Annotated in this window: 23 protein-coding genes; 10 read left to right on the top strand and 13 right to left on the bottom strand. The window is 70.5% G+C overall.

All coding sequences use genetic code 11. The annotated features are described in order from the left end of the window. The first annotated feature begins 65 nt into the window (after nucleotides 1-65). From glpK to AC2YHJ_RS00955, 5 genes are read left to right on the top strand one after another with little or no spacing between them, the layout of a single operon-like run. Nucleotides 66-1,577: a glycerol kinase GlpK gene (gene glpK, locus AC2YHJ_RS00975; protein WP_487393429.1), complete on the top strand. Its 1,512-nt coding sequence runs from the start codon at nucleotides 66-68 to the stop codon at nucleotides 1,575-1,577. Then, nucleotides 1,570-3,231: a Na/Pi cotransporter family protein gene (locus AC2YHJ_RS00970; protein ID WP_487393428.1), complete on the top strand. Its 1,662-nt coding sequence runs from the start codon at nucleotides 1,570-1,572 to the stop codon at nucleotides 3,229-3,231. Before glpK ends, AC2YHJ_RS00970 begins: the two co-directional genes overlap by 8 nt. After that, complete coding sequence (locus AC2YHJ_RS00965) at nucleotides 3,228-4,397, top strand: aminotransferase class V-fold PLP-dependent enzyme (protein ID WP_487393427.1); 1,170 nt, start codon at nucleotides 3,228-3,230, stop codon at nucleotides 4,395-4,397. The genes AC2YHJ_RS00970 and AC2YHJ_RS00965 overlap by 4 nt, the downstream gene beginning before the upstream one ends. Beyond that, on the top strand, nucleotides 4,394-5,773 hold the full coding sequence (locus AC2YHJ_RS00960; protein WP_487393426.1) for an acyclic terpene utilization AtuA family protein: 1,380 nt from the start codon (nucleotides 4,394-4,396) through the stop codon (nucleotides 5,771-5,773). Before AC2YHJ_RS00965 ends, AC2YHJ_RS00960 begins: the two co-directional genes overlap by 4 nt. Beyond that, nucleotides 5,764-6,120 (top strand): AtuA-related protein, encoded by a 357-nt coding sequence (locus AC2YHJ_RS00955; protein WP_487393425.1) that lies wholly within the window; start codon nucleotides 5,764-5,766, stop codon nucleotides 6,118-6,120. The genes AC2YHJ_RS00960 and AC2YHJ_RS00955 overlap by 10 nt, the downstream gene beginning before the upstream one ends. Here AC2YHJ_RS00955 and AC2YHJ_RS00950 read toward each other — a convergent pair. The 5 genes from AC2YHJ_RS00950 to AC2YHJ_RS00930 form a co-directional block, all read right to left on the bottom strand. Beyond that, entirely contained in the window at nucleotides 6,092-7,042 is a 951-nt protein-coding gene (locus AC2YHJ_RS00950) for an SMP-30/gluconolactonase/LRE family protein (RefSeq protein WP_487393424.1), read from the bottom strand. The two genes, AC2YHJ_RS00955 and AC2YHJ_RS00950, sit on opposite strands and share 29 nt — an antisense overlap. Nucleotides 7,043-7,103: 61 nt before the next feature. Next, a complete protein-coding gene (locus tag AC2YHJ_RS00945; protein ID WP_487393423.1) occupies nucleotides 7,104-8,126 on the bottom strand; it encodes an SMP-30/gluconolactonase/LRE family protein in 1,023 nt (340 codons plus the stop codon). Between the two features lie 130 nt (nucleotides 8,127-8,256). Further along, complete coding sequence (locus AC2YHJ_RS00940; protein WP_487393422.1) at nucleotides 8,257-9,690, bottom strand: enolase-like domain-containing protein; 1,434 nt, start codon at nucleotides 9,688-9,690, stop codon at nucleotides 8,257-8,259. Next, nucleotides 9,687-10,508: a sugar phosphate isomerase/epimerase family protein gene (locus AC2YHJ_RS00935; RefSeq protein WP_487393421.1), complete on the bottom strand. Its 822-nt coding sequence runs from the start codon at nucleotides 10,506-10,508 to the stop codon at nucleotides 9,687-9,689. Before AC2YHJ_RS00935 ends, AC2YHJ_RS00940 begins: the two co-directional genes overlap by 4 nt. Beyond that, a complete protein-coding gene (locus tag AC2YHJ_RS00930; protein WP_487393420.1) occupies nucleotides 10,508-11,524 on the bottom strand; it encodes a Gfo/Idh/MocA family protein in 1,017 nt (338 codons plus the stop codon). The genes AC2YHJ_RS00935 and AC2YHJ_RS00930 overlap by 1 nt, the downstream gene beginning before the upstream one ends. Before the next feature lie 75 nt (nucleotides 11,525-11,599). Between AC2YHJ_RS00930 and AC2YHJ_RS00925 the strand changes: the two genes are divergently transcribed. The 4 genes from AC2YHJ_RS00925 to AC2YHJ_RS00910 all read left to right on the top strand — a co-directional run bounded on the left by AC2YHJ_RS00925 (nucleotide 11,600) and on the right by AC2YHJ_RS00910 (nucleotide 15,608). Next, a complete protein-coding gene (locus AC2YHJ_RS00925; RefSeq protein WP_487393419.1) occupies nucleotides 11,600-12,409 on the top strand; it encodes a GNAT family N-acetyltransferase in 810 nt (269 codons plus the stop codon). A 115-nt stretch (nucleotides 12,410-12,524) separates the two neighbouring features. Next, the gene (locus AC2YHJ_RS00920) at nucleotides 12,525-13,544 is read left to right on the top strand and encodes a tripartite tricarboxylate transporter substrate binding protein (protein WP_487393418.1); all 1,020 of its coding nucleotides are present in this window, start codon (nucleotides 12,525-12,527) and stop codon (nucleotides 13,542-13,544) included. A gap of 34 nt (nucleotides 13,545-13,578) precedes the next feature. Continuing rightward, a complete protein-coding gene (locus tag AC2YHJ_RS00915; RefSeq protein WP_487393417.1) occupies nucleotides 13,579-14,109 on the top strand; it encodes a tripartite tricarboxylate transporter TctB family protein in 531 nt (176 codons plus the stop codon). Beyond that, a complete protein-coding gene (locus AC2YHJ_RS00910; RefSeq protein ID WP_487393416.1) occupies nucleotides 14,109-15,608 on the top strand; it encodes a tripartite tricarboxylate transporter permease in 1,500 nt (499 codons plus the stop codon). The genes AC2YHJ_RS00915 and AC2YHJ_RS00910 overlap by 1 nt, the downstream gene beginning before the upstream one ends. Here the strand turns inward: AC2YHJ_RS00910 and AC2YHJ_RS00905 are convergent, their stop codons facing one another. Beyond that, nucleotides 15,609-16,778 carry an iron-containing alcohol dehydrogenase gene (locus AC2YHJ_RS00905; RefSeq protein ID WP_487393415.1) on the bottom strand — a complete coding sequence of 390 codons (1,170 nt, stop codon included), beginning with the start codon at nucleotides 16,776-16,778 and terminating at the stop codon, nucleotides 15,609-15,611. A 238-nt stretch (nucleotides 16,779-17,016) separates the two neighbouring features. Here AC2YHJ_RS00905 and AC2YHJ_RS00900 point away from each other — a divergent pair, with 238 nt between their 5' ends. Continuing rightward, nucleotides 17,017-17,994 carry a Bug family tripartite tricarboxylate transporter substrate binding protein gene (locus tag AC2YHJ_RS00900; RefSeq protein WP_487393414.1) on the top strand — a complete coding sequence of 326 codons (978 nt, stop codon included), beginning with the start codon at nucleotides 17,017-17,019 and terminating at the stop codon, nucleotides 17,992-17,994. Between the two features lie 3 nt (nucleotides 17,995-17,997). On the opposite strand, the gene AC2YHJ_RS00895 is transcribed toward AC2YHJ_RS00900, so the two are convergent. The 7 genes from AC2YHJ_RS00895 to hemF all read right to left on the bottom strand — a co-directional run bounded on the left by AC2YHJ_RS00895 (nucleotide 17,998) and on the right by hemF (nucleotide 25,320). Continuing rightward, nucleotides 17,998-18,999 carry an NAD(P)-dependent oxidoreductase gene (locus tag AC2YHJ_RS00895; RefSeq protein WP_487393413.1) on the bottom strand — a complete coding sequence of 334 codons (1,002 nt, stop codon included), beginning with the start codon at nucleotides 18,997-18,999 and terminating at the stop codon, nucleotides 17,998-18,000. A gap of 54 nt (nucleotides 19,000-19,053) precedes the next feature. Continuing rightward, nucleotides 19,054-19,605, bottom strand: a complete 552-nt coding sequence (locus AC2YHJ_RS00890; RefSeq protein WP_487393583.1) for a DUF2585 domain-containing protein — start codon at nucleotides 19,603-19,605, stop codon at nucleotides 19,054-19,056. 20 nt (nucleotides 19,606-19,625) lie between these two features. After that, nucleotides 19,626-20,759: a benzoate/H(+) symporter BenE family transporter gene (locus AC2YHJ_RS00885; protein WP_487393412.1), complete on the bottom strand. Its 1,134-nt coding sequence runs from the start codon at nucleotides 20,757-20,759 to the stop codon at nucleotides 19,626-19,628. Next, entirely contained in the window at nucleotides 20,759-21,127 is a 369-nt protein-coding gene (locus tag AC2YHJ_RS00880) for a helix-turn-helix domain-containing protein (RefSeq protein WP_487393411.1), read from the bottom strand. The genes AC2YHJ_RS00885 and AC2YHJ_RS00880 overlap by 1 nt, the downstream gene beginning before the upstream one ends. Before the next feature lie 445 nt (nucleotides 21,128-21,572). Further along, a complete protein-coding gene (locus AC2YHJ_RS00875) occupies nucleotides 21,573-23,828 on the bottom strand; it encodes a xanthine dehydrogenase family protein molybdopterin-binding subunit (RefSeq protein WP_487393410.1) in 2,256 nt (751 codons plus the stop codon). Further along, nucleotides 23,828-24,280: a (2Fe-2S)-binding protein gene (locus AC2YHJ_RS00870; RefSeq protein WP_487393409.1), complete on the bottom strand. Its 453-nt coding sequence runs from the start codon at nucleotides 24,278-24,280 to the stop codon at nucleotides 23,828-23,830. Before AC2YHJ_RS00870 ends, AC2YHJ_RS00875 begins: the two co-directional genes overlap by 1 nt. A gap of 182 nt (nucleotides 24,281-24,462) precedes the next feature. After that, nucleotides 24,463-25,320 carry an oxygen-dependent coproporphyrinogen oxidase gene (gene hemF, locus AC2YHJ_RS00865; protein WP_487393582.1) on the bottom strand — a complete coding sequence of 286 codons (858 nt, stop codon included), beginning with the start codon at nucleotides 25,318-25,320 and terminating at the stop codon, nucleotides 24,463-24,465. Between the last annotated feature and the right edge of the window lie 9 nt (nucleotides 25,321-25,329).

Raw genomic sequence — 25,329 nt, 5'->3', positions numbered from 1 at the left:
CGCGGCAACCATCGCCCCCGGGCGGCACAGCGTCTATCCTCGGTGCCGGAGGAGATCGCCATCGCATGACCGCGGACCTGTTGCTCGCCCTTGACCAGGGCACCACCAGCACGCGCGCCATCGTCTTCGACGCAGCGCTGCGCCCGATCGCCACCGCGCAGGAGGAACTGCCCCAGCATTTCCCCGCCCCCGGCTGGGTCGAGCATGAACCGGAGGACATCTGGCAGACCAGCCTCGCCACGCTGCGCGGCGCGCTGGCGGCTGCCGGCGGCGATCCGCAGCGCGTGGCGGGCATCGGCATCACCAACCAGCGCGAGACGACCTTGCTGTGGGACCGCGCCACCGGGCGCTGCCTGCACCGCGCCATCGTCTGGCAGGACCGCCGCACCGCCGAGCATTGCGCCAGGCTGCGCGCGGAGAGGTTGGAGCCTCTGCTGACCCAGCGCTCCGGCCTGCTCGCCGATCCGTATTTCTCCGCCACCAAGCTTGCCTGGCTGCTGGACAATGTGCCCGGCGCGCGCGCGGCGGCAGAACGCGGCAGCCTCGCCTTCGGCACGGTGGATTGCTTCCTGGTCTGGCGGCTGACTGGCGGGCGGGTGCACGCGACGGATGCGACCAACGCCGCGCGCACCATGCTGTTCGACATCCGCGGCGGCGACTGGGATGACGAATTGCTGCGACTGTTCCGTGTCCCGCGCGCCCTGTTGCCCGAGGTACGCGACTGCGCCGCGGAATACGGCGTGACGGAGGCCGAGCATCTCGGCGTGGCGGTGCCGATCCGCGGGCTCGCCGGCGACCAACAGGCCGCGACGGTCGGCCAGGGCTGCTTCCAGCCGGGCATGGTGAAGTCCACCTACGGCACCGGCTGCTTCGCGTTGCTCAACACCGGCGACACGCCGGTCGCCTCCCGTTCGCGGCTGCTGACCACCATCGCCTACCAGCTCGGCGGGCGCCGGACCTATGCGCTGGAAGGCGCGATCTTCGTCGCGGGGGCTGCGGTGCAGTGGCTGCGCGACGGGCTCGGCATCATCGGCACGGCCGCCGAAGCCGGGGAACTCGCCGCCAAGGCCGATCCGGCGCAGGAGGTGGTGCTGGTGCCCGCCTTCACCGGCCTCGGCGCGCCGCATTGGGATGCCGAGGCACGCGCGGCGATCTTCGGCCTGACGCGCGGGGCCGGCCGCGCCGAGCTGTGCCGCGCGGCGCTGGAGTCCGTCGCCTTCCAGACGCGCGACCTGATCGACGCCATGCGTGCCGACTGGCCGGGCGAGGCCGGGACCGTGCTGCGCGTCGATGGCGGCATGGTCGCCTCGGACTGGACCATGCAGTTCCTCGCCGACCTGCTCGGCGCGCCGGTGGACCGGCCCATGGTGCGGGAGACGACGGCGCTCGGCGCTGCCTATCTTGCCGGATTGCAGGCGGGGCTCTGCCCGCCGCCCGGGGCCTCCGGCGCGACGCATTGGCGGCTGGAGCGCCGCTTCGTGCCGGCGATGGAGCGGGGAGAGGCAGCGCACCGCCACGCCATCTGGCAGGATGCGGTGGCCCGGACACTGACGAACCGAAGGGACGACGATGGCTGAAGCCTGGCTGCTGCTGGAGCTGGCGGGGTACGCCGCCCTCCTGCTGTGGGGCCTGCACATGGTGCAGAGCGGCATTATGCGTGCCTATGGCAGCCGGCTGCGGCAGCGCCTCGGCGTCGGCCTCGGCAATCGCCGGCGGGGGCTCGCCGCCGGACTCGCGGTGACCGCGCTGCTGCAAAGCAGCACCGCGACGGCCTTCATGGTCGCCTCCTTCTGCGCTGGCGGCGCGGTGGCGCTGGTGCCGGGCCTCGCAGCGATGCTCGGTGCCAATGTCGGCACCGCGCTGATCGTGCAGGTGCTGTCCTTCGACGTCTCCGCACTCGCCCCGCTGCTGATCCTGATCGGCGTCGTCGCCTTCCGCGGCAGTGCGCAGAGCCGGCGGCGGGACCTCGGCCGCGCGAGCATCGGCCTCGGCCTGATGCTGCTGTCGCTGCACATGATGGTCGCGGTGATGGCGCCGGTCGAGACATCGCCGGCGCTGCGCGGCGTGCTCAGCGCCGTGGCGGATCTTCCGCTGCCGAACCTGCTGATCGCGGCCGTCATCGCCTGGGCGATGCATGCCTCGGTCGCGGCAGTGTTGTTCATCGCCTCCCTGCATGCGGCCGGGGTCATCGGGCCGGAGGCAGCGATCGCCATGGTGGTCGGGGCGAATATCGGCAGCGCGCTGAACCCGGTGCTGGAAGGCGATCGTAGCGAATGGGCGCGGCTGCGCGTGCCGCTCGGCAATCTTGCAAACCGGCTGGTCGGCGGCGTCATCGTGCTGGCGGCACTGCCCTGGGTGACGCAGGCGATGCTGTGGCTCGATCCCGCGCCCACGCGCTTCGTTGCCAATGCACACCTGGCCTTCAACATCGTGCTGGCGGTCGCGGCACTGCCGCTGCTGCCGGCCTTCGCCCGCATGCTGGAACGGCTGCTGCCCGAGGCAGGTGCTGCCGGCGATCCTGCTGCGCCGCGTTACCTCGACGAGGCCGCGCTGCACTCGCCCCCGGTCGCGCTGGCCAATGCGGAACGCGAGGCGCTGCGCCAGGCCGATGCGCTGGAGGAAATGCTGCGTGCCGTCGCCACCGGCTTCCGCACCGAGGATCGCGACCTGGGCAAGCGCGTCGCACGGCTGAACGAGGTGGTGGATCGGCTGAACCGCGCCGTGCAGGTCTACCTCGCCGGGCTGCGGCCCGAACTGCTGGGGCAGGAGGACCAGCGCCGCGTCGCCGAGATCCGTGCGTTCGTGCTGCACCTGGAAAGCGCGGGTGACGTGCTGGATCGCAGCCTGTCCCGCGTCGCCGCGAAATGGGCGAAGGAGGGGGTGCGGCTGGATGGCGCGATGATGGATGCCATCCAGGGCATGCATGAGCGTGGGCTCGAGCAGTTGCAGCTCGCGATCGCCGCCTTCATGCGGGAGGACGTCGCTGCCGCCCGCCAGCTGATCGAGGAGAAGGAGCGCATGCGCATCGAGGAAGCCGATGCGGCGCGCGACTTCTCGCTTGCGACGGCGCCAGCCGAGATCGCGACGCGCGGCGTGGTGCTGGAAGTGGTGCGCGACCTCAAGCGCGTCGGTGGGCATCTGGCGGCGACCGCGCATCCGCTACTGGAACGCATCGGCGCACTGCGGCCAAGCCGCCTGACGGATGCCGAGGACGGGCTGAGCCCGGCATGACCGGCTGGCTCGGCGCGCAGCGCATCATCAACGCCTATGGCACCAATACGCGCCTCGGCGGAGGGAGGCTGGCGCCGGAGGTCACGGATGCCATGGCCGCGGCGGCGCGCGGCTGCGTCGAGATGCACGACATCCAAGCCGCCGCGTCACGTGCGATTGCCGAGGCGACGGGTGCCGAGGCCGGCATCGTCACCGCCGGTGCCGCCGCCGCGCTGATGCTGGGCGCGGCTGCGTGCATGGCGCGGCTCGACCCCGCGGCGATGAACCGGCTGCCGGACAGCACGGGCCTGCCGAACGAATTCGTCGTCAGCCGCAGCCAGCGCAACATGTATGATCGCGCGCTGCGCGTCGCCGGCGGCGTGATCGTCGAGGTCGGCATCCCCGATCGGCTGTCCGGTCCCGGCGTGCGCGATGCGAGCGCGGGTGAGATCGCCGAGGCGATCACGCCGCGCACCGCCGCGATATTCCACTTGGCGGGTGGAAACGCGGAGCCGCCGCTGGTCGACATCGTGCGCGTGGCCCATGCGCGCGGCATCCCGGTGCTGGTCGATGCCGCCGCGCAATTGCCGCCGGCGGAGAATCTGCGTCGCTTCATTGCGGAAGGTGCCGACCTCGTCTGCTTTTCCGGTGGTAAGGCGATCGGTGGGCCGCAAGCATCGGGCATCCTCGCCGGGCGACGCGACCTGGTGAGCAGCGCGCTGGTGCAGATGCTCGACCTCGACCTGCCGGAGGCGCAGTTCGTGTCGCCGCCGGAATTCGCACCGCTCAACCAGTTGCGTTACCTACCGCATCACGGCATCGGCCGCGTCGCGAAGGTGGGGAAGGAGGAGATTGTCGGCCTCATCACCGCACTGCGTCGTTTCGTCGCGGAGGAGCCGGCGGCGCGCACGGCACGCTGGACGGCGCGGCTGGAGGCGCTGCGGGGCGCCGTGCCGCGGGCGGTGCTGCTGCCGGATGGGGCCAAGCCCGGCCTGCCCTTGCTGGAACTGCGCTTCGCCGATCGCACCACAGCCGAAGCCGTCGAGGCTGCGCTGCGTGCCCGCGACCCCGCGGTGCATCTGGACGCGTCGCGCATCCGCCGCGGCGTGCTGGCGGTGAACCCGATCGCTCTCGATAACGACGACCTGCCGCTGCTCGCCGCGGCGCTGAAGGAATGCTGCGCATGAGTGACCTGTTCCTGGTGGGCAATGCCTCGGGCTTTTCCGGCGACCGCATCGATGCGGCGCCGCCCGTGGTGCGCGCGCTGATCCGGTCCGGAAAGCCCGCGGCGCTGTTCTTCGAATGCCTCGCCGAACGCACCATCGCACTGGCGCAGATCGAGAAGCGCCGCGATCCGGAGGCCGGGTATGAGCCCATGCTCAAACGCCTGCTGGAACCGATCCTGGCCGATTGCGCGAAGGCGGGCATCCCGATCCTCGGCAATTTCGGCGCGGCGAACCCGGTGGCGGCGGCGCGCTGCGTGGCGCGGCTGGCACGGCGCCTCGGCATCCCCGACCTGCGCATCGGCGTCGTCACCGGCGATGACGTGTCGGGTAGCGTCGATCTTGGCAATCTCACGGCGCATGAAGCCGATGCGGGCTTCGACATGTCGTCATGGGTGCTGGTGTCGGCGAACGCCTATATCGGCGCAGCACCGCTGGTCGAGGCGCTGGCCAAGGGCGCGCAGGTGGTGGTGGCGGGGCGCACCTCCGATCCCTCGCTCGCCATCGCGCCGCTGATGCATCACTTCGGCTGGGCGGAGGATGACTGGCAGGCGCTGGCCGCCGGCGCGGCCTGCGGGCATCTGCTGGAATGCGGGTCGCAGGTGACCGGCGGCGTCTTCTGGGACCCCGGCTTCAAGGACATTCCCGATCCCGCGAATATCGGCTTCCCGATCGCAGAGGTCGCGCGCGACGGGTCCATGGTGATCACCAAGCCGGAGGACACCGGGGGCCTCGTCGATCTCCGCAGCATCAAGGAACAGCTGCTTTACGAGTTGCACGATCCGGCTGCTTATCTGACACCCGATGTCGTCATGGACATCACCGGCGTGACGATGGACCAGGCCGGCCACGACCGCGTTGCGCTGCGCGGCGTGCGCGGCCATGCGCGGCCAGACCGGCTGAAAGTGACCGCCTGCTACGAGGGGTCCTGGCTTGGCGAGGGCGAGGTCTCGGTCGCCGGGCCGAACGCGCTGGCGCGCGCGCGGGCGACCGCGGATGTGCTGCTGCAGCGCGTGAAGCAGCGCGGCCTGGCGCGGCGCGCACGGGCCGACCTGATCGGCGTCTCCGCCGTACACGATTCCGACGACGGTGCGCTGTGGCGATCCTATGACGGGCCGGAACCGCCCGACATCCGCATCCGCCTCGCCGTGGAGACCACGACGCGCGACGACGCCGACCAGGCAGCGCGGGAGGTGCTGGCGATGCTGTGCTGCGGTACCGCCGGTACGTCCGGCGCACGCTGGCGCGTCACGCCGCGCATCCTGACGCGGTCCTTCCTGGTCCCGCGGGACATGGTGCCGACCGAGGTGCGGGTGCTGGAGGCACGGGCATGGAATTGATCGAGGTGCCGCTGCATTCGGTCGCGCATTCCCGCGCGGGGGACAAGGGCAATCGCGGCAACCTGTCGCTGATGCCCTACGACCCCGCGCTGTATCCGCTGCTGGCCGAACAGGTGACGGAAGCCCGCGTACTGGCGCTGTTCGCGCATCGTGGCGCGACGCGCTGCGTCCGCTACGATCTGCCGCTGATCCACGCCTTCAACTTCGTCATCGACGACGTGCTGGAAGGCGGGGTGAACGGCTCGCTGAACCTCGACGGACATGGCAAGAGCCTGTCCTACAGGCTCCTGTCATTGACGGTGCGCGTGCCGGCAGACCTCAGCCGCCCGCCACCCCCTGCGTGTTGAAGTAGCAGGCATAGAGCGACTGCGCCGCGGCCATGAACAGCCGGTTGCGGTGCCGCCCGCCGAAGGCGACGTTGGCGCAGCGTTCCGGCAGATGGATATGGCCGATCGGCGCGCCGGCATTGTTGAACACGCGCACCCCATCGAAGCCCGGCGCCATGCCCCAGCCACACCAGAGATTGCCGTCCATGTCCACGCGAAAGCCGTCCGGCGTCTCGCCCGGCTGGCAGGTGATGAAGGCGCGGCCGTTGCGCAACGTCGCCCCGGCCACCTCATAGGCGAGGATGCGGCGCGGCTCCGCGCGGCTCTCGACGATGTAGAGGATGCTCTCGTCCGGGCTGAAGGCGAGGCCGTTCGGATGGTCGATGCCATCCGCCACCAGCGTGATCGCGCCGGTCTGCCCGTCGATGCGATAGACATTGGTGTGCGGCAGCTCCGGCGTGTGCTTCTCGCCCTCGTACCAGCCGAGGATGCCGAAAGGCGGATCGGTGAACCAGATCGACCCGTCGGACTTCACCACCACGTCGTTCGGGCTGTTCAGCCGCTTGCCCTGGAAACTGTCGGCGAGGACGGTGATCGACCCGTCATATTCGAAGCGCACCACGCGGCGGCCGAGGTGCTCGCAGGCCACGACCCGCCCCTGGCGGTCGCGCGTATGACCATTCGCGTTGTTCGACGGCTTGCGCCAGGCGGAGACCGCACCCGTCTCCTCCTCCCACTTCAGCACGCGGTTGTTCGGGATGTCGGACCACAGCAGGCAGCGTGCATCGCCGAGCCAGACCGGCCCCTCACCCCAGCGGGTGCCATGATACAGGCGTTCGACCGCCGACAGGGCGAGGTGGTAGCGCTTGAAGGACGGATCCAGTGCGACGATGGACGGGTCGGGGTAGCGCAGGCTCGGCTGCCAGCGTGCGTCGTCGGTCATGGTGCTGTTTCCCCCTGAGGTATCGCGGCGGGCCGCAGCATGGCCCGCCGCGACGGCCGGCTCAACCGCCCGCCACGCCCTGGGTGTTCACATAGAGGCTGTACAGGGAATGCGACGCTGTCATGAACAGCCGGTTGCGGAAGCGCCCGCCAAAGGCGAGGTTGGCGCAGCGCTCCGGCAGTCGGATATGCCCGATCGACGCGGCGGCGGCGTTGATGATGCGCACGCCGTCCAGTTCCGCCGTGCCCATGCCCCAGCCGCACCACAGATTGCCGTCCACATCGACACGGAAGCCGTCCGGCGTTTCCCCGTCGCGGCATTGGTAGAAGATGCGGTTGTTGGTCAGCCGGGTCTGCGCGCCTTCCCCACCCACATCGAAGGCACGGATGACGCGCGGCGTCGCGGCGGCCTCAACGACGTAGAGGATGCGCTCATCGGGGCTGAAGGCCAGGCCATTGGGGCGGCCGACATCGCCCGTCATCACCTGGATCGCCCCGGTCTGGCCATCGACGCGATAGAGGTTGGTCGGCAGCTCGGGCTGCGCCATCTCTCCTTCGTAGAAGCCGAGCACGCCAAAGGGCGGGTCGGTGAACCAGATCGACCCATCGCGCTTCACCACGATATCATTCGGACTGTTCAGCGGCTTGTTGTCAAAGCGGTCGGCGATGACCGTGATGGCGCCATCGGGTTCGGTGCGCGTGACGCGGCGTGTCAGGTGTTCGCAGGTGACGAGGCGGCCCTGCCGGTCGCGTGTGTTGCCATTCGCGTTGTTGGCGGGTCCGCGGAAGACATCGGTGCGGCCCGTCGTCTCGTGCCAGCGCAGCATGCGGTTGTTGGGGATGTCGGACCAGATCAGGCAGCGCTGGTCGCCGAACCACGCCGGCCCTTCCGACCAGCGCGCGCCGGTATAGAGCCGCTCCACGCTGGCCAGCAGCAGGCGGTAACGGTTGAAGGAAGGGTCCAGGACCTGGACCGCCGGGTCCGGGTATCGTTCGCTCGGCTGCCATTGGGCGAAGGCCGGAGCCGCTGCGAGCGCAACAGCGCCACCGGCGGCGCCCAGAAGGGCGCGGCGTTGCATGTGCATGGGGGTTGTTCCTTCCTGTTCCGACCCTCTGCCGGGGCCGCATGGGAAGGCTAGCACGCCGCGGAGGCGAATGCCTCGCCAACGTAATGGTCAGGAGCAGCCATGCCCCCGGGCAATAGCGGGGCCGCGGTCAGCCGGGCGGCCAGGCGGCCTTGGGCATGCGCTCCATGGCCGCGGTATCGGGTTCGATCGCGGCACCAAGTCCCTTCGCGGCCACCACCGACCCCAGTTCCAGCATGCCATCGCAGATGGCAAGGCGCGGCCCGCGCGGCGTGTCGGCATAGAGGTCGGGATGCGCCTCCATGAAGCGCACCGCCTCGGCTTTGGGGCGGCCGGCGAAGCCGTCCACGAAATGGTGGCCGTTCCGTTCGACATGGGTCAGGCCCATCGCACTGACCAGTGCGAGATCCTGCTGCACGCAGGCGCCGGCCAGTGTGGTCAGGTCCTCGGCACTCATGAAGTAGCGCGGCGTGGCCTCCGCAGCGTTCCAGGCGCGGCAGCGCGCAAGGTTGATGAGCGACCGCCATACCCCCTTGCACGCCTTGGACGAGATGCCCGTGTAGCCCAGCGCCTTCGCCTGCACGAAGGCGTCGAGCGGACCGTCGCTTTCATCCACGATCACCGGCCGCGCAGCGGCGAGCGCGCCCATCGCACCCTCCAGCGCCTTCGCCCGCTTCACCGGTTGCTCGATGAAGGCGATGGACGCGTTCAGCCGCGCGAGGCGCGGTTCCGCCTGCATCGCCTTCCACAGGGCGAGCACGCCCTCGGCATCCTCATACTGCTCATTGCCGTCGAGGGAGACGTGATAGCCGTGCAGCCGGTCGAGCACCGAGGCGATGCGGCAGAGCCGCTCCACATCCGCGGCGACATTGCCGCCGACCTTCAGCTTCCACCATGTGTGGCGATAGGTGCCGACGACCTCCTCCACCGTCTCCGGCAGGCCGTCATCGACACGGTCCGACTGGTCGGCGGCCGTGATGGGGTCGACCAGCCCAACGGTGTGCCGCGCGTGCATCCGCCGCGCCGGCGACAGCGAGGCCAGCATCGCGCCGAAGTCCACGCCTTGCAGGTCGGGCAGCGCGGCATGCGGCACCATGCCGCCGATATTCGCGCGCAGGCCCTCAGCGAAGGATAGCCCCTTCGCCTTCAGCAGTGCATCCAGCATGGCGCGGTCGAGCAACGCGCGGCCATAGGCGGCGACCAGCGGGTTCAACCCTTCCGCCCCGCAAGCGGCGACATGCGCGGCATAGGCATCAGCGTAGTGCCCAAATGCGGTATTGGCCCCGGCCGCAAGCGTCGCGTCGCTGGCGATCTCCAGAGCTCGGCGCAGTTGGTCCTCGTTCTGCGCATCGGACCAGCGCGGGTCCTTGTCGAACCACTTCGCTGCCAGCGTTTCCGCCGCCACGCCCCAATGTTCGCTGCCGTCTTCCAGCGCAATGCGTGCGCGGATCACCGCCTGGCGCCCATGTGTCACGGTGATGACGCCGAAGCGGAAGGGCATGCGCAGCTTGAAGGGCCATTCGAAACGCTCGACCTCGAGCAGCCGGAAGCGTGGCGCCATCATGCGATCGTCTCCTCGAGCGCGCGGAGATAACCGATGGCGCGCGCCGCGCTGGTCGGCCCATCGGGAACATAGTCGAAAGGCTCCACCGCCGCGAAGCCGACATAGCCGGTGCGGCGCAACGCATCGAGCACCGGCCCGAAGCGATCCGCCCCCTGCCCCGGCCCACGCTTGTTGCGGTCGTTGAAATGCACATGGCCGATGACGCCGGCTGGAACGAAGCGTTCGAGCAGCGCGACGACGCTCTCGCTCTCTCCATTCCCGGCCGAGCAGGTGTCGAGCATGGTCCGTAGCGCGGGGTTACCGATGCGTTCGACGATCGCGGCCCCTTCCGCCACGCTGGTGCACCAGTTGGTCTGCCCGGTATCGAGCGGTTCGACGCAATAGGTCGCGCCATGCCGTGCCGCGAAATCCCCGGCCTTGGCCATCGCTTCCTCGGCGCGCGCCGCGTCGCCATCGGCCTGCACGCGCCGCTGCCCAGGCGAGCCATGCACGAGGATCGTCGCCCCGAGATCCGCCGCCAGCCCGACCAGCCGTTCCATCACGTCCAGCGTTCGCACGCGCAGTGTCGGATCGGCGCTGGTGATGGACAGGCCGGCAGGGGCCAGCAGCAACCAGTGCAGCGATGTGATGGCGGTGCCCGCATCCGCCGCCGCGCGCCGCAGTTCCACGCGGCGCGACGCTGGCAGCAGATGCGGCGCCTCGGCATCCAGCGTGAAGGGCGCCACCTCCAGCCCGTCATAGCCGAGCGATGCCGCCAGCCTGCATTGCGCGGCGAAGTCGAGGTCGCGCACGACCTCGTTGCACAGGCTGATGCGCATCAGGTGAGTTCCTCCAAGGTAACGACGCGCCCTTCGGCGGCGGAACGCCGCGCCGCGTCCAGGATGCGCGCGGGGGCAAGCGCGCCGGCGCGCAGCCCGGCCTCGGGTGCCGCACGGCTGCGCACCGCGTCGATAAAGGCGGCGAGTTCCGCCGCCACGACCGCGACCGGATCGGCGGCGGGAATGGCGCGATCCTCGCGTGCAGCGTGCTGCGGCAGCCAGGCGCCCCCTGGCCCCGGCGCATGTGACCCGCGACGCAACGTGAAGGTCTCGGCGGCGAAATCCACCTCGGCCAGCGCGTCATGGCCGGCGACCACGACTTCCTTGCGCGTCTCCGCGCCGGGCACCACCGCATCGGGCCATCGGCCGGGCAGCACGCAGCCGGCCTCGATCATCGCGGTCAGGCCCGAGGGGAACATCAATTGGATCACCGCCAGATCCTCCCGCCCACGCCCGAGCGGATCGGACAGGGCGGCGAAGACGCGCCCCGGCGCTTCACCGGCAACCCAGGGCAGCAGATCGGCGAAATGCACCGCGTCGTTCAGCAGTGCGCCGGAATCCCCGCGCGCCCGCTTCAACCCCGAGAAGCGCGCGGCGAGATAGTGCAGCCGGCCGAAGGTGCCTTCCGCGACCATGCGCCGCAGCGCCATCGCTTTCGGATGGAAGCGGAAATACAGCCCGACCTGCGCGACGCGCCCGGTCATCTCGGCGAGCCGTGCCAGTGCCTCCGCCTCCGCCGCCGTCTCCGTCGCCGGTTTCTCCAAGAACAGGTCGCGCCCGGCCCGCAGGACGGCGGTCGCGACCGGCACATGGGTCGGCACCGGTGTCGCGACGATCGCGGCGTCGCAGGCTGCAAGGCCGGCCTCCAGGCTCTCCGCCACGGGCAGCCCCGTCGCGGCCGCCGTCGCGCGATCCGCGTCGAAGGCCACCGCCGCCACGCCGATCCGGCGCAGCGCGGCAAGGTGCACGCGCCCGAAGGCACCGCAGCCGATCAGCAGCAGTCGGGGTTCCTTCATGCGCGCGAGTGGGCGGCCAGCGCGCCGGATCGTCAAGCGCTTGACGCGGACGGCCGCGCATCGTGCCATCGCGCCATGCGACCGCTCACCGACGCCGACCTGCCGCGCGCCGCCGCACTGTCCTTCCTGATCGGCTGGAACCAGGTCGCGCCCGACTGGTCGCTGTTCCTGCGCGAAGGCGAAGGCCGCGCGCTGGATGACGGACAGGATGCGCTGGCCGCCACGGCGGCGGTGATCCGCTACGGCGGCGACCTCGCTTGGATCTCGATGGTGCTGGTGCGGCCCGACCAGCGACGGCGCGGCCACGCCACGGCGCTGATGCGCTGGGCGGTCGAGGCACTGCGCGGCGTCGGCTGCGCCGCGCTCGACGCCACGCCGGCGGGCAAGCCGGTCTATCGCCAGCTCGGCTTCCGCGACCTCTGGGGTTTCGCCCGTTGGTCACTGCCGCAGTCCTTGCCGGCCATGCCGGGCGTACGGCCCATGACACCCGCTGATTGGCCGGCGGTGCAGGCGCTGGATGCCGCCGCTTTCGGCGCCCCACGTGACGCGCTGCTGCGCGACTTCGCCACCCGCCTGCCGCAGGCCGCCCTCATCGCCGAGGATGGCAGCGGCTTCGCCCTGGCCCGCGATGGCGCGCGCGAGCCGCAGATCGGCCCCGTCGTCGCGGCGGACGACACCACGGCGCGCGCATTGATCGCCGCCGCGCGCAACGCGCTGCCCGGCGCCGCGGTCCTCGATCTGCCCGATGCGCGGCAGGGGCTCGCAGCCTGGCTCACGCAGCATGGCGGCGCGACGCTGCGGCCCTTCACCCGCATGGCGCTCGGCGAGGACACGCCGGGCGACGCGTCGCGCTTCGCCGCCGTGGCCGGCCCGGAATTCGGGTGACCGCCCCGGCTTGACGCAACCGCGCACAGCGCCGCACCATTCACGGTAACTGATAGGTTACTGCTCCGGGACGCCGCGACCAACGCGGCGCATGAATGAGGGAAGGGTCGAAGACATGCTTCGCAGGCATCTGCTCGCCGCCACCGCCGCCGGCGTCGCCGCCCCCGCCACGCTACGCGCACAGGGCGCCTGGCGCCCGGACCGGCCGGTGACGCTCATCGTTCCTTGGGCGGCGGGCGGTTCGACCGACCAGATGGCGCGGATCGTCGCGGCGGAACTGGAAGCCCCGCTCGGTCAGCGCGTGGTGGTGGTCAACCAGCCCGGCGCATCCGGGTCGATCGGCACGCGCAATGCGCTGGAAGCGCCGAAGGATGGCCTCACCTGGGCGGCGGGTGCCGCGGTCGATGTCGGCTGCTACAAGGTGCTCGGCCTGCTGGACACGCAGTTGTCGGACTGGAACCTGTTCTTCGCCGTGGCCAATGTGAACGTGCTGGTCGCCAACCCGCAATCCGGCTTCCGCGACTTCGGCGCGGCGCTGGAGGCTCTGAAGACTCGCGGCCAGGGCATCGGCATCGCCACCGCCGGCGTGTCCTCGGCCGGGCATAACATGGTGGAAGCGCTGCGCGCCGCGACGCAGTTGCAGTACCGCCACGCCACCTATGACGGCGGCAACCCCGCGATGATCGCGACTGTCTCGGGTGAAACACCACTCGGCGCGGTGCTGCTGGTCGAGGCGGCGGAGATGATCCGCGCGCGGCGGCTGGTCCCGCTCGCCGTGCAGGCCGAGAATCCCGTCACGCTCGCCGCCCAGGGCAGCGCCCCGGCAATCGAGATCCCCTCCGTGCGCCGCTGGCTTCCCGACATTCCGGCGCCGCTCAACTACTTCGGCATCTGGTCGCCCAAGGGCGTGCCGGACAACGTCGTGCAGACGATGACCGGGATCTGGCGCGACACCATCGCCAATTCACAGCGCCTGAAGGACTACGCCACCTCGCGCGCCGCGCTGTTCACGCCGCTCTATGGTCAGCAGGCCTATGACGAAGCGTGGAAGATGGTGCGCCAGACCGCCTGGCTTTACTTCGACGGCGGCAAGGCGCGGGTGAGCCCGGATACCCTCGGGATCGCGCGCCTCTGATGCGCGGGCCCGGCCTGTCCCACGAGGCGCGTGCATGAGCGAGGCCGACGCAACCTCCCCCTTCGAGGGGGAGAAGGCGCCCGCGTCACCGCGCGCGGACCTGGTAACCGCGGCGGTGCTTTTCGCGCTCGGCGTCGCCATCGTGGTGCAGGCCTGGCAGATGCCGCGCTTCGTCGAGCAATCGGGCACCGGCCTGACCGCGCCGGGCATCGTGCCTGGCTTCTATGGCGTGATCATCGCGTTGCTGGCCGTGGTGCTCGGCGTTCGCGCCGTCGGCCGTGGCGGCTGGGCGGTGCACGGGGCGGCGAAAAGCGATGCGGGCGACAAGCGGCAGCTCGCGACCGCCGCGCTGCTTGGCCTGCTCTATGCCGGCGTCATGGTCGGGCGACTGCCCTTCTGGCTGGCATCGGCGCTGTTCGTCTTCGCCTTCACCACCGCCTTCGAATGGGAACTGGGGCCGCAGGGCCGCATGCGCCGCGTGATCGAGGCAGCGCTGATCGGCCTTGGCACCGGCGTTGCGGTGATGCTGGTCTTCGAGAAACTCTTCCTGCTGCGGTTGCCGTGATGGATGCGCTGAACAACCTGGTGGGCGGCTTCGCCCATGTGCTCGGCGGCGGGGCCGTGTTCCACGCGCTGTGGGCGACACTGATCGGCATCGTCATCGGCGCGCTCCCGGGATTGACCGCGACCATGGGCGTCGCGCTGCTGACCACGCTGACCTTCGGCATGGGGCCGGACAAGGCCATGCTGGTGCTGGTTTGCGTCTATGTCGGCGCGATCTATGGCGGGTCGCGCAGCGCCATCCTGCTGAACATCCCGGGCACGCCGGCCTCGGCGGCCTCGACGCTCGACGGGTTCCCACTGGCGCGCCAGGGGCTTGCCGGGCGGGCGATGGGGATCTCCACATCGGGGTCATGGCTCGGCACGCTGTTCGGCACGGCGATGCTGGCGCTTTTCGCGCCGTCCTTCGGCGAGTTCGCGCTGCAGTTCGGTTCCTATGAGATGTTCTGGGTGGCGATGTTTGGCATCGTCATCGCTGGGTCCCTGTCGGGCGGCGATGCGCTGAAGGGCTACATCGCGGGTTTCATCGGCTTGTTCGTCGCGACGGTCGGGCAGGAGACGAACCACGCCTATGCCCGCTTCGCCTATGGCAATGGCGACCTTGCCGGCGGGCTCGGCCTGCTGCCCGTCCTCGTCGGCGTCTTCGGTGTGGCGGAGGTGCTGTCGGCCATGCGCGGGCCCGCGGTGAAGGCGGTGTCGTCGAAGATCGATTCGGTCATCCCGCGCATCCGCGACGTCACCGCGCATTGGAAGACGATCCTGCGATCGGGCGCGCTCGGCACCTTCATCGGCGCCATGCCGGGCCTTGGCGAGGACATCGCCGCCTGGACCTCCTACGCCGCCGCCAAGCGCGCCAGCAAGGAACGCGAGAAATTCGGCAAGGGCAGCATCGAGGGCCTGATGGCCGCCGAAACGGGCGAGAGCGCCTGTGTGCCGGGCGCGATCATCCCCGTGCTGACGCTTGCGGTGCCGGGTTCGGCGCCTGCCGCCGTGCTGATGGCGGCGATGATGATCCACGGTCTCAATCCCGGGCCGATGCTGGCGATCACCGCGCCCGAGTTCATCTACCAGATCGTCGCCATGCTGGTGATCGCCGACATGGTGAAGATGTTCTACGGGCTGGTGCTGGTGCGCCCGCTGCTGTGGATCCTGCTGATCCCGCGCGCGCGGCTGATGCCGGTGGTCTTCGTGCTGTGCACGGTTGGCGCCTTCGCCATCACCTCCCGCCTGTTCGACATCTGGGTGATGCTCGGCGCGGGGTTGGTCGGCTTCGTGCTGCGGGAACTGCGCTTCCCGATGGCACCGCTGGTGCTCGGCATCGTGCTGGGCGACCTGCTGGACAAGAACCTGCTGCGCGGGCTGGTGCTGTCGGGGGGCGATGTCACGCCCTTCTTCACCCGGCCGATCAGCATGGGGCTGTGCGCGCTGACGCTGCTGGCGGCGGCGTGGTCGATCCCGGGCGTGTCGAACATCTTCCGCCGGCGCACGACCCGCCCGGCCTGATCAGGCCGCCGCCTCCAGGATCGCCATCACCTCCTGCTCCTGCGTGATCCGGCGCGGATTGGTGTGCAGCCAGGGGTCGCGCATCGTGTTGGCGGCGAGCAGCGGGAACTGCTCCGCCGAGACACCGACCTCGGACAGCCGCGATGGCAGGCCGAGCGAGGCCACCAGCTCCGCCACCGCCTCGGCCGCCGGCACGCCGGGCCGGCCCAGCGCATCGGCCACCAGCGCCTGGCGGTCGGCATTCACCTCGGCGTTGTATCGCAGCACATGCGGCAGCATAACGCAGGAGGTATAGCCATGCGGCACGCCCGCCGTGCCGCCCAGCACATGGCCGATGGCGTGGCTCGCCCCCATCTGCACCCCGCCCCAGCGCCCGACCACGGACAGCCACACCGCGAGCTGGCAATCCTGCCGTGCCGCGAGGTCTCCCGGATCCGCCTTCACCCGCGGCAGCGCGCGGGACAGCAGCCGCAGCGCCTGCAGCGCGCTCGCATCGCTCACCGGGTTGTTCAGCGGCGAGCACAGCCCTTCCGTTGCATGGTCCACGGCGCGGATGCCGCTCGCCAGCCACACCCACATGGGCGTGCCGACCGTCGGCGCCGGGTCGAGGATCGTCACGCGCGGCACATGCAGCGGGTGGCGGAAGCTCTGCTTCACCTTCCTCACCGGATTGGTGCAGCCGGCCTGGGAATTGTACTCGCCGCCCGACAGCGTGGTCGGGATCGCGATCTGCCGCACCACGGGACCGTCATAGTTGGGGATGCGCCGCGTGCCGTCCGGGTTGGTCACCATGCGGAAGGGTTCGAGCTGTTCCATCGCTGTGATGCCGTGGCGCAGGCAGAGCTGCATCACCTTGCCCGCATCCGTCACCGACCCGCCGCCGAAGGTGACGATCAGGTCCGCATCCACGCCGCGCGCCGAGGCCGCCGCCGCGACCACCACATCCATCGGCGTATGCGGCGGGATGCCTTCATGCAGCCCGGCGAAGCGCGGGCCGAGCGCATCGCGCATGCGCGCCACGTGGTCGGTGTCGCGGTTCATGGTGCGGCTGACCACCAGGAAGACGCGCCGCGCATCCAGCCGCTCGGCTTCGATCAGCAAGGCCTCGGCGGCGGGGATACCGCTTTGGACGCGTTCGATCGCCGGAAGTGCGATGGTGCCACGCCACATGGGTCACGACTCCGCTGTTGCTGCGTGCCTGACCTTATCCGCACCCACGATGCTGACCAGACGGGATGCACCGTACCTCCCGGCGCATCGCTGACGGAAAGCGCCTTCGCCGTTCCGCATCATCCCGACAAGGATCCTGCTGCACCGCAGAAACCCCCTCGCCGCCCGGCGCAGGGCGGCGCACCATTCCCAGGCGAACCGCGAAGCCAGGAGCATGTGCCCGATGGTCCCAACCGCGATGTCCACCCGACGCCGTCAGTGCCTCGCCGCCCTATTTCTGGCCATGGTCAGCGCGGGCCTGGCCATGCCGGCAGCCGCCGCCTTCCCGGATCGCCCCATCGTCATCGTCGTGCCCTTCCCACCCGGTGGTGGCGTCGATGCCGCGGCCCGCGCCGTTGCCGAGGGCATGGCCGCCGACCTCGGATCACCTGTGCAGGTGGATAACCGGCCGGGCGGCACGAGTTCGATCGGCGCGGGTTTCGTCGCGCGCTCGGCGCCCGATGGCTACACGCTGCTGCTTGGCACCACCTCGCTGTCCATCAATCCGGTGATGCAGCCTTCCCTGCCGCCAGGCGATCCGCGCACCGCCCTGGCACCGGTCGGGCAGGTGCTGCAGGTGCCCTACATGCTCGCGGTCGGCCCAACGGTCGAAAGCACGAATTCCGCCGCGCTGATCGCCTGGGCGCGTGCCAATCCCGGGCGGCTCGACTTCGCCAATGGCGGCAGCGGCAGCGGCCAGCGCATGGCGGCCTCGCTGCTGGCCTATCGCGCGGGCCTCAATGTCAGCCACGTGCCCTATCGCGGCAGCGCGCCGGCGGTGATCGACCTTGCCGCCGGGCGCGTGCACGCGATCTTCGCCCAACCGATCGAGGTCGCCCCGATGCTGCAATCCGGCGCGGTACGCGCCGTCGCGGTCAGCACCGCGACGCGATCCCCGGCCTTCCCCGATGTGCCTTCGGTCGCCGAGACCATCCCCGGCTTCAACATCGGCAGCTGGAGCGGCTTGTTCGCCCCGGCCGGCACGCCCGATGCGGTGCTCGACCGGCTCAACGCCGCGCTGAACGCGGCGCTGCGCAACGAGGCGATGCGCGCACGTTTCCGCGCGGAGGGCGCGGAATTCGTCGGCGGCAGCCGCGCCGCCTTCGCAGAACTGCTCGACCGCGAGATTCGCGGCTGGATGGAATTGCAGCGGGCGACGGGACTGACGGTGGATTGAGCGTCAGCCGACGCGGATGCCGATCCGCACGAGACGATGCGCGGCGGGAGCATTCACCGCGTTGTCCGGCATTTCCCCGCGCGCCAGCGCGGCCACCTGTCGCACCGTGTCCATCGCTTGGTGTTCCATTGCCTCCGGCGTCATGCCGGCGATGTGCGGGGCCGCCAGCACATCCGGCCGCCGCGCCAGGAAGGCCGATGGCCGCTGATCCAGCGCACGGCCGACATCCATCGCGGCACCCGACAACTGTCCGCTGTCGAGCGCCGCTTCCAGCGCGCGCTCATCCACCAGCTCCCCGCGCGAGAGGTTGATGAAGCGCGCGCCGCGCTTCATCCGCGCGAAGGCCGCGGCGTTGAACAGGTCGCGCGTCTCGGGGATGGAGATGGCGAGGCAGACGACGATGTCCGACGCCGCCAGCAGCTCGGCGAAGCCCATCTGCGTGACGCGCGGATCCTCGACCGCGGCATGCGGGTCGGACACCAGCACGCGCATGCCGAGCGCGAGTGCCACCTCGGCCAGCCTGCGCCCGATCCGCCCATAGCCAACGATGCCGAGTGTGGCGGCCGAGAGTTGCAGCCCCATCCGTCCGACCGGTTCCTCCCCGGCCCGATAGGCGCGGGAATAGCCGGGCAGGTCGCGCGCGAGATCGACCATGAAGCCCACGCCGACCTCGGTGACGCTGTCCACGAAGCCGGGCGTGGCGCGCGTCACCAGCACGCCGGCGGCACTCGCCGCCGGCACGTCGATGGTGCTGATGTCCACCGCGACGCGCAGGAAGGCGACGAGGTCGGGCGCGGCGGCGAAGGTCTCGGGCGTGCCCGGCGTGGAGCGATCGGCGACGATCGCCTGGCAGCCGCGCGCGGCCTCCGCCAGGGCGGCGCCGGACAGCACCGTATCGCCAGGGTTGCGCACCACCTCCGCATGCTGCTTCAGCGCGGCGAGCGCGCGATCCCCGTAGTAGCCGGCGAACATCTCCGGCGTATGCGTCAGGAACACGCGCAGCATGATGGCTTCCTTCCCCTTGTCCCGCGACGATGATGACCGCGATGGGCCGTGCTGTCAGCGGCTGACGGGCGCACCCTGCATCTGCCATTCCCGCACCGCCTCGACCGGGCGAACCAGCATCAGCACGTTGAGCGTCAGGTTGTCGCGGATCACCCAGGCCGCGATGCCTTCCAGCGCGAGCACGACCAGCACCGACGCGACGGTCGGCAGGCGCGATGCGATGAGGAAGCCAATCAGCATCGCAACCCCGTCGCCGAAGGAATTGACGATGCTGTCGCCATAATAGTCGAGTGAGGCCGTCACCTCGCGATAGCGGTCGATGATGAGGGCTGTGTTCTCCAACACCTCCCACGCGCCTTCGATCAGCATGGCCACCACGGCGCGCCAGGCGACGGACCAACCTGGCCGCAGCCAGCGCAGCAACGCATAAAACAGGAAGCCGTGGACGATGTGCGACAGCGTGTACCAGTCGGTCAGGTGCTGCGAATTGCCCGAGGACCAGACATCGCCATGCCACAGCCGGACATAGCCGCAGGTGCAGATCGGCACGCGCCCGATGGCGAACTGTATGGCCGCCACAGTAGCGAGCATGCCTGCGATGGCCACCCAGGGAAGCCAGCGCGCCGTCACGCCCGCCACCGCGCCAGCAGCATCATGGCTCCCCCTGCCAACAGCCCCCAGAAGGCACCGCCGATGCCGAGGAAGGCAACCCCCGACGCCGTGACGACGAAGCAGACCAGCGCCGCCTCCCGCCCCTGCGGCGCATGCACCGCGCCCAGCATCGCGCCCCCGAACGGTCCGAGCAGCGCCAGCCCCGCCACCGCCTGGATCAGCACCGGCGGCGCTGATGCGACGAAGGCCGTGACCGCCCCCGCGAGCAGTCCGAACACGACATAGGTCGCACCCGCGACCACCGCCGCCACCCAGCGCCGTGCCGGGTCTGGCCCCGCGCCCTCGCCAGCGCACAACGCCGCCGTGATCGCGGCGAGATTGACCGCATGCCCGCCAAACGGCGCACCGGCCAGGCTGAACAGCCCGGTCGTGGTGAACAGCGGCCCAGCTTCGGGCCGGTAGCCATTCGCCGACAGCACCGCGAGGCCCGGGATGTTCTGCGAAGCCATGGTCACGATGAACAGCGGCAGCGCGATGCCCGTCAGCGCCGCCACCGAGAAGGACGGCATCACGAATTCCGGCCGTGACATCCAGCCCGTCATCGGCAGCGGCGCCGTCGTCGCGATCACCGCCACCGCCACCAGCACCGCCGCCGGCACCGCCAGCACCCGGTTGATCCGCGCCACCACCGCCCAGGCCAGCACGATCCCCAGCCCCGCCACCGGCTGTTCCGCCACCGCGCGCACCGGCGCAAGGCAGAGCGTGAACAGGATCCCCGCCAGCATCGCATTGGCGAGCGGCGCCGGGATCGCCGCCACCGCACGGCCGAGCGGCTTCCACAGCCCCGCCACCGTCAGCAGCACGCCGCAGACCAGGAAGGCGCCCACCGCCTCGGCGAAGCCACCCGCCGGCATCGCCGTCGCCGCCAGCAGCGCCGCCCCCGGCGTGGACCAGGCGACGCTGATCGGCAGCCGCAGCCGCAGCGACAGCAGGATGCCCGCCAGCCCCATTGCCACCGACAGCGCCATCAGACCGGAGGCCGCTTGCGACGGGGATGCCCCCACCGCCACCAGCCCCTGCAGCACCACCGCGAAGGACGACGCAAAGCCCACGAACCCCGCGAGCAACCCAGCCGAGACCGCCTGCATCAACGCCGCCCCTTGGGCAGCGAATCCAGCACTGCGCCCATGCGCACCGCTGCGTCGGGCGTCATTTGGCGAATGTCCCGCGCCAGGCGGTTGGCGAAATCAGTCACCGCCGGATCCAGCCCCGCCGTATCGAGCACCACCCGCGGATGCGACTGCCGCGCGAGCCGCGCGAGTTCCTCGGCGTCGTCCCAGATCAATCCGAAATACTCATTCACCTGATGCACCAGCCCAGGCGATGGCCGGCCCCGCCGCCCATGCTCCAGCGCCGAGAGATAGGCCGGCGAGACCTGCAACGCCGCGGCCAGGTCCTTCAGCGTGACCTCCCGCTGCGCACGCAACTCCCGCAACCTGGCGCCGAAGGGCGTCATGCCGGGGCGGGGCGATTCGGGGCGGGCCGAAGCATGGGGACGTTATCCGCGATCCGGGCGGGAGTGAGCAAACGGGCGGCGGCACGCCGGAGGGGCCTTGCCCCTCCGGACCACCCCACCAAAGGGCAGAGGCCCTTTGGAATGCCGGGTTTTGACGATGGGCACCGCTGTCGGAACGAACCGCGACGGGGTGCCCGCGCGCCTCGCAGGATACAACTTGCGCGTGTGGTCACTTTAAGATTTTAGGATTTTATTGCTTTATCGGGGGCCTTCCGCGCGCCCGCCAGGCAACACCCAGGCGCACCTCGCCTCGATGATGCCGTGAACATATCAGCAACATCGGCCAAAATCCAGCACTGCCCGCCATCAAGGGCGGCCAATGGTTTCCAAAGGCCTCGGGCCTTTGGCGGGGCGGCCTGGAGGGGCGGCGCCCCTCCAGCACGCGTCACGCCCCGGACAACCGCGTCCGCCCGAACGGCATGCTCCGCAGCCTCTGCCCCGTCAGCGCGAACACCGCATTCGCCACCGCCGGCGGCACCCCTGGCGTGCCCGGTTCGCCCACGCCGCCCATCGGCGCCCCGCTTTCGACGATGCGCACATGCACGCGCGGCATCCGGTCGCGCCGCAGCACGCGATAGGTGTCGAAGTTGCGCGTCGCCACCTCGCCCCGTTCGAAGCGGATCTCCTCGAACAGCGCGGAGGACAGGCCGATCGCCGCAGCCGACTGGACCTGTTCCTCGATGGTGCGCGGGTTCACCACCTGTCCGGGGTCGATCGCGACCCACAGGTCGTGGACCACCACCTCCCCGTCGCTCACCGACACCTCGGCGATGGTCGCGACCTCCGACCCGAAGGGGGAGGCCATGGCCACGCCGCGCGCGCGCCGCGTGCCGTCCGGCCCATGATAGGGCCCGCGCCGCCAGCCGCCGGACAGCTCGGCGACGGCATTCAGCAGCGTCTTGTGCCGCTCGCTATGCGCCAGCAGCGCCATGCGCAGCGCGAAGGGATCCTTACCGGAAGCGGCGGCGACCTCGTCGAGGAAACTCTCGAAGAAGAAGTCGTTCATCGAATGCCCGACCGATCGCCAGAAGCCGAGATTGACCCCGGCCGGATGCGGCACCGGCACGTATTCCACCCGCTTGGCGGCGAAGCGGTAGGGCTTGCCGCTCAGACCCTCCATGATCGACCCGTCGATCGGCGGATTGCCCAGCCGCGCCGTGCCGAAGTGCCGTGTGATCGGTCCCTCGCCATAGCCCGCTACCTGAAGGGCGACGATCTCGCCCCGCCCGTCCAGCCCGGCGCGGAAGGTCGCGAAGGCCATCGGGCGATAGGCGTCGCGGGCGAATTCCTCCTCCCGGCTCCAGATGACCTTCACCGGCCGGCCGGCCGCCTTGGCCAGCAGGATCGCCTGCGGATGCACGTTCGCCGCGCCATAGGCGAAATGCCGGCCGAAGAAGCCGCCGAGCGGCGGGGAATGGATGCGCACCTTGGCGGGCTCGATCCCGGCGGCGCGCGCCGCACTGGCCTGGAAGAAATCCGGCGCCTGGTTCGGCACCCAGACGTCGAGGCTGCCATCGGCATCGAAGCGCGCCGTGGCGGAAGGCGGTTCCATCTGCGCATGGGCGAGGTATGGCGCGTCGTACTCGGCCTCGATGACACGGGCGGCGCCGGCGAAGGCGACGGCAATGTCGCCGGCTTCCTCGGCGGTGTTGCCATGGGTGCCGGCGGCGGCCTTGAGCCGGCCGAGCATCGTCTCGGTGGTGAAGTCGGCATCCATCACGGGGCTCTGGAGCGCCTGCCAGGCGACCTGCGCCTGGTCCACCGCCTTCTTCGCCCGCCACCAGCTATCGGCCAGGACGGCGACAGCGCCGGGCAGGCGGTGGACGGAATGCACGCCGGGCATGGCGCGCAGCGCGTCCTCGTTGGTCACCGCGGCGGGCTGCGCGCCGGCCCGCGGGGCGTGCAGCACGGCGCCGAGCAGCATGCCATCGACCTTCACGTCGATGGCATAGGTGATCTTGCCGGTCGATTTCGCCCGCACGTCGAGCCGCGGCAGCGGCCTGCCGATCAGGCGGAAGCGGGCGGCGTCGCGCAGCGGTGGGTTGTCGGGCGGGGTCAACGCCGCGGCCGCCATGGCCAGTTCGCCATAGGGCAGCGCGCGCCCCGATTCGGCCTGGATGACGCGGCCCGCCTCGGTGGTCAGCGACGCCGCCGGCACGGCGAGGCGCTGGGCCGCGGCCTCGACCAGCATGGCGCGCGCCGTGGCACCCAGGGTGCGGAAATGCGCGAAGGACGACCGGACCGAGAAGGACCCGCCGGTGAAGCGCGCATTGCCGCCCTGCATGACGCGGTAGTCCTCGCCGGCCGGGGCGCAGGTGACGACGAAATCGGCCGGTGGCGCGTCGAGTTCCTCCGCGACGATCTGCGCGACCGCCGAATCGATCCCCTGCCCGCCTTCGACGAAGGGGTTCTGCAGGTAGACCTTGCCGTCCGGGGCGATGCGCAGATAGGCGGCGACCTTGCTGGCGTGGCGCAGCGCGGCACCTGGCGGCGACCCTTGCGCGCGCGGCGCGCGGCCCGGAATGGCAAGGCCGAGGAACAACCCGGCACCGGCAGCGGCGAACATGCCGCGCCGCGACAGGTTGACCGGCCGGCCAGGCGGCATCGCGCCCGACATGGCCGCGGCGAGCAGCGCGCCCATCACAGCCGCTCCCCGGCGATGGTGATGGCCTGCGCGACGGCGTTGTAGGTGCCGCAGCGGCAGATATTGGTCATCGCCGCCTGGATGTCCTCCGGGCCGGGCTTCGGCGTGGTGGCGAGCAGCGCGGTCGCCGCCATCACCTGCCCCGACTGGCAGTATCCGCATTGCGGCGCCTGGGCGGCGACCCAGGCCTCCACCACATGGCGGCCGATCGGGTGGGCCTCGATCGCCTCGATGGTGGTGATCGGCTGGCCGGCGGCGGCCTCGACGGGGAAGGAACAGGACCGCGTCGCCTGGCCGTCCACCAGCACGGTGCAGGCGCCGCATTGCGCGACGCCGCAACCGTATTTCGTTCCGGTCAGGCCGAGTTGTTCCCGCAGCACCCACAGCAGCGGGGTGTCGGCCTCGACCTCCACCCGGTGAACGGTGCCGTTCACGTTCAGTTCGATCATCGTGCCCCCAGGATCCTGCCGCGCCCTACATGGGGTGAAACCCACCCGGGCGGAACCCTGCCCGGTGAGGGCCGGTCGGCGAATGCCCGCACCCGCATGCGGCCACCCCGCGACACCGTGCCGGATCGCGCGGCCGGGCGGGCCGGTGCCGGACACGGGAATGTGCCAAGGGGCGGCAGTCCTCAGGGCCAGGCGACCTCGGGCGGCAGGGACATCAGGATCGCCTCGACATTGCCGCCGGTCTTGAGGCCGAACAGCGTGCCGCGATCGTGGATCAGGTTGAATTCCACGTAGCGGCCGCGGCGGATCAGTTGCTGGCGGCGCTCCTCGGCCGTCCAGGGTTCGCGCATGCGGCGACGCACGATCCCCGGATAGGCCCCGAGGAAGGCGAGGCCGACATCCTTCGTGAAGGCGAAGTCGGCCTCGATCCCATGCCCCGGCGTACGGTCCCCGAGCCAGTCGTAGAAGATTCCCCCCAAGCCGCGCGGTTCGTTGCGGTGGGGCAGGAAGAAGTACTCGTCGCACCACTGCTTGAAGCGGGGGTAGTAGGTGGGGTCGGCCTTGTCGCAGGCGGCCTTGAAGGCGGCATGGAAGCCGCGCGCATCCTCGGCGGCCTCGGCGCTGTCCGGGAACATCGGGGTCAGGTCGCCACCGCCGCCGAACCAGGCACGGTTGGTCACGATGAAGCGGGTGTTCATATGCGCCGCCGGCACGCGCGGATTGCGCAGATGCGCCACGAGCGAGATGCCGGTCGCGAGGAAGCGTGGGTCCTGCTCGGCGCCGGGGATCTGCTTACGGAATTCCGGGGAGAACTCCCCGAAGACGGTCGAGACGTTGACGCCCACCTTCTCGAAGACCCGCCCGCGCATGACCGACATCACGCCGCCGCCCCCTTCGGGACGGGTCCAGGCGGTGCGCTCGAAGCGGCCGGGCGGCAGGTCGCGATGCGGGCCGGTGACGAGTTCGGTCTCGATCGTCTCGAAGGCGGCGCAGATGCGATCCCGCAATGACTCGAACCAGGCGCGGGCCGGGCCGGTCATCGGATGGTC

The organism is Roseomonas sp. SRI_022, assembly GCF_057586215.1.
The sequence above is the reverse complement of the archived record's forward strand: the minus strand, read 5'-3'. Positions and strand labels throughout refer to the sequence as shown.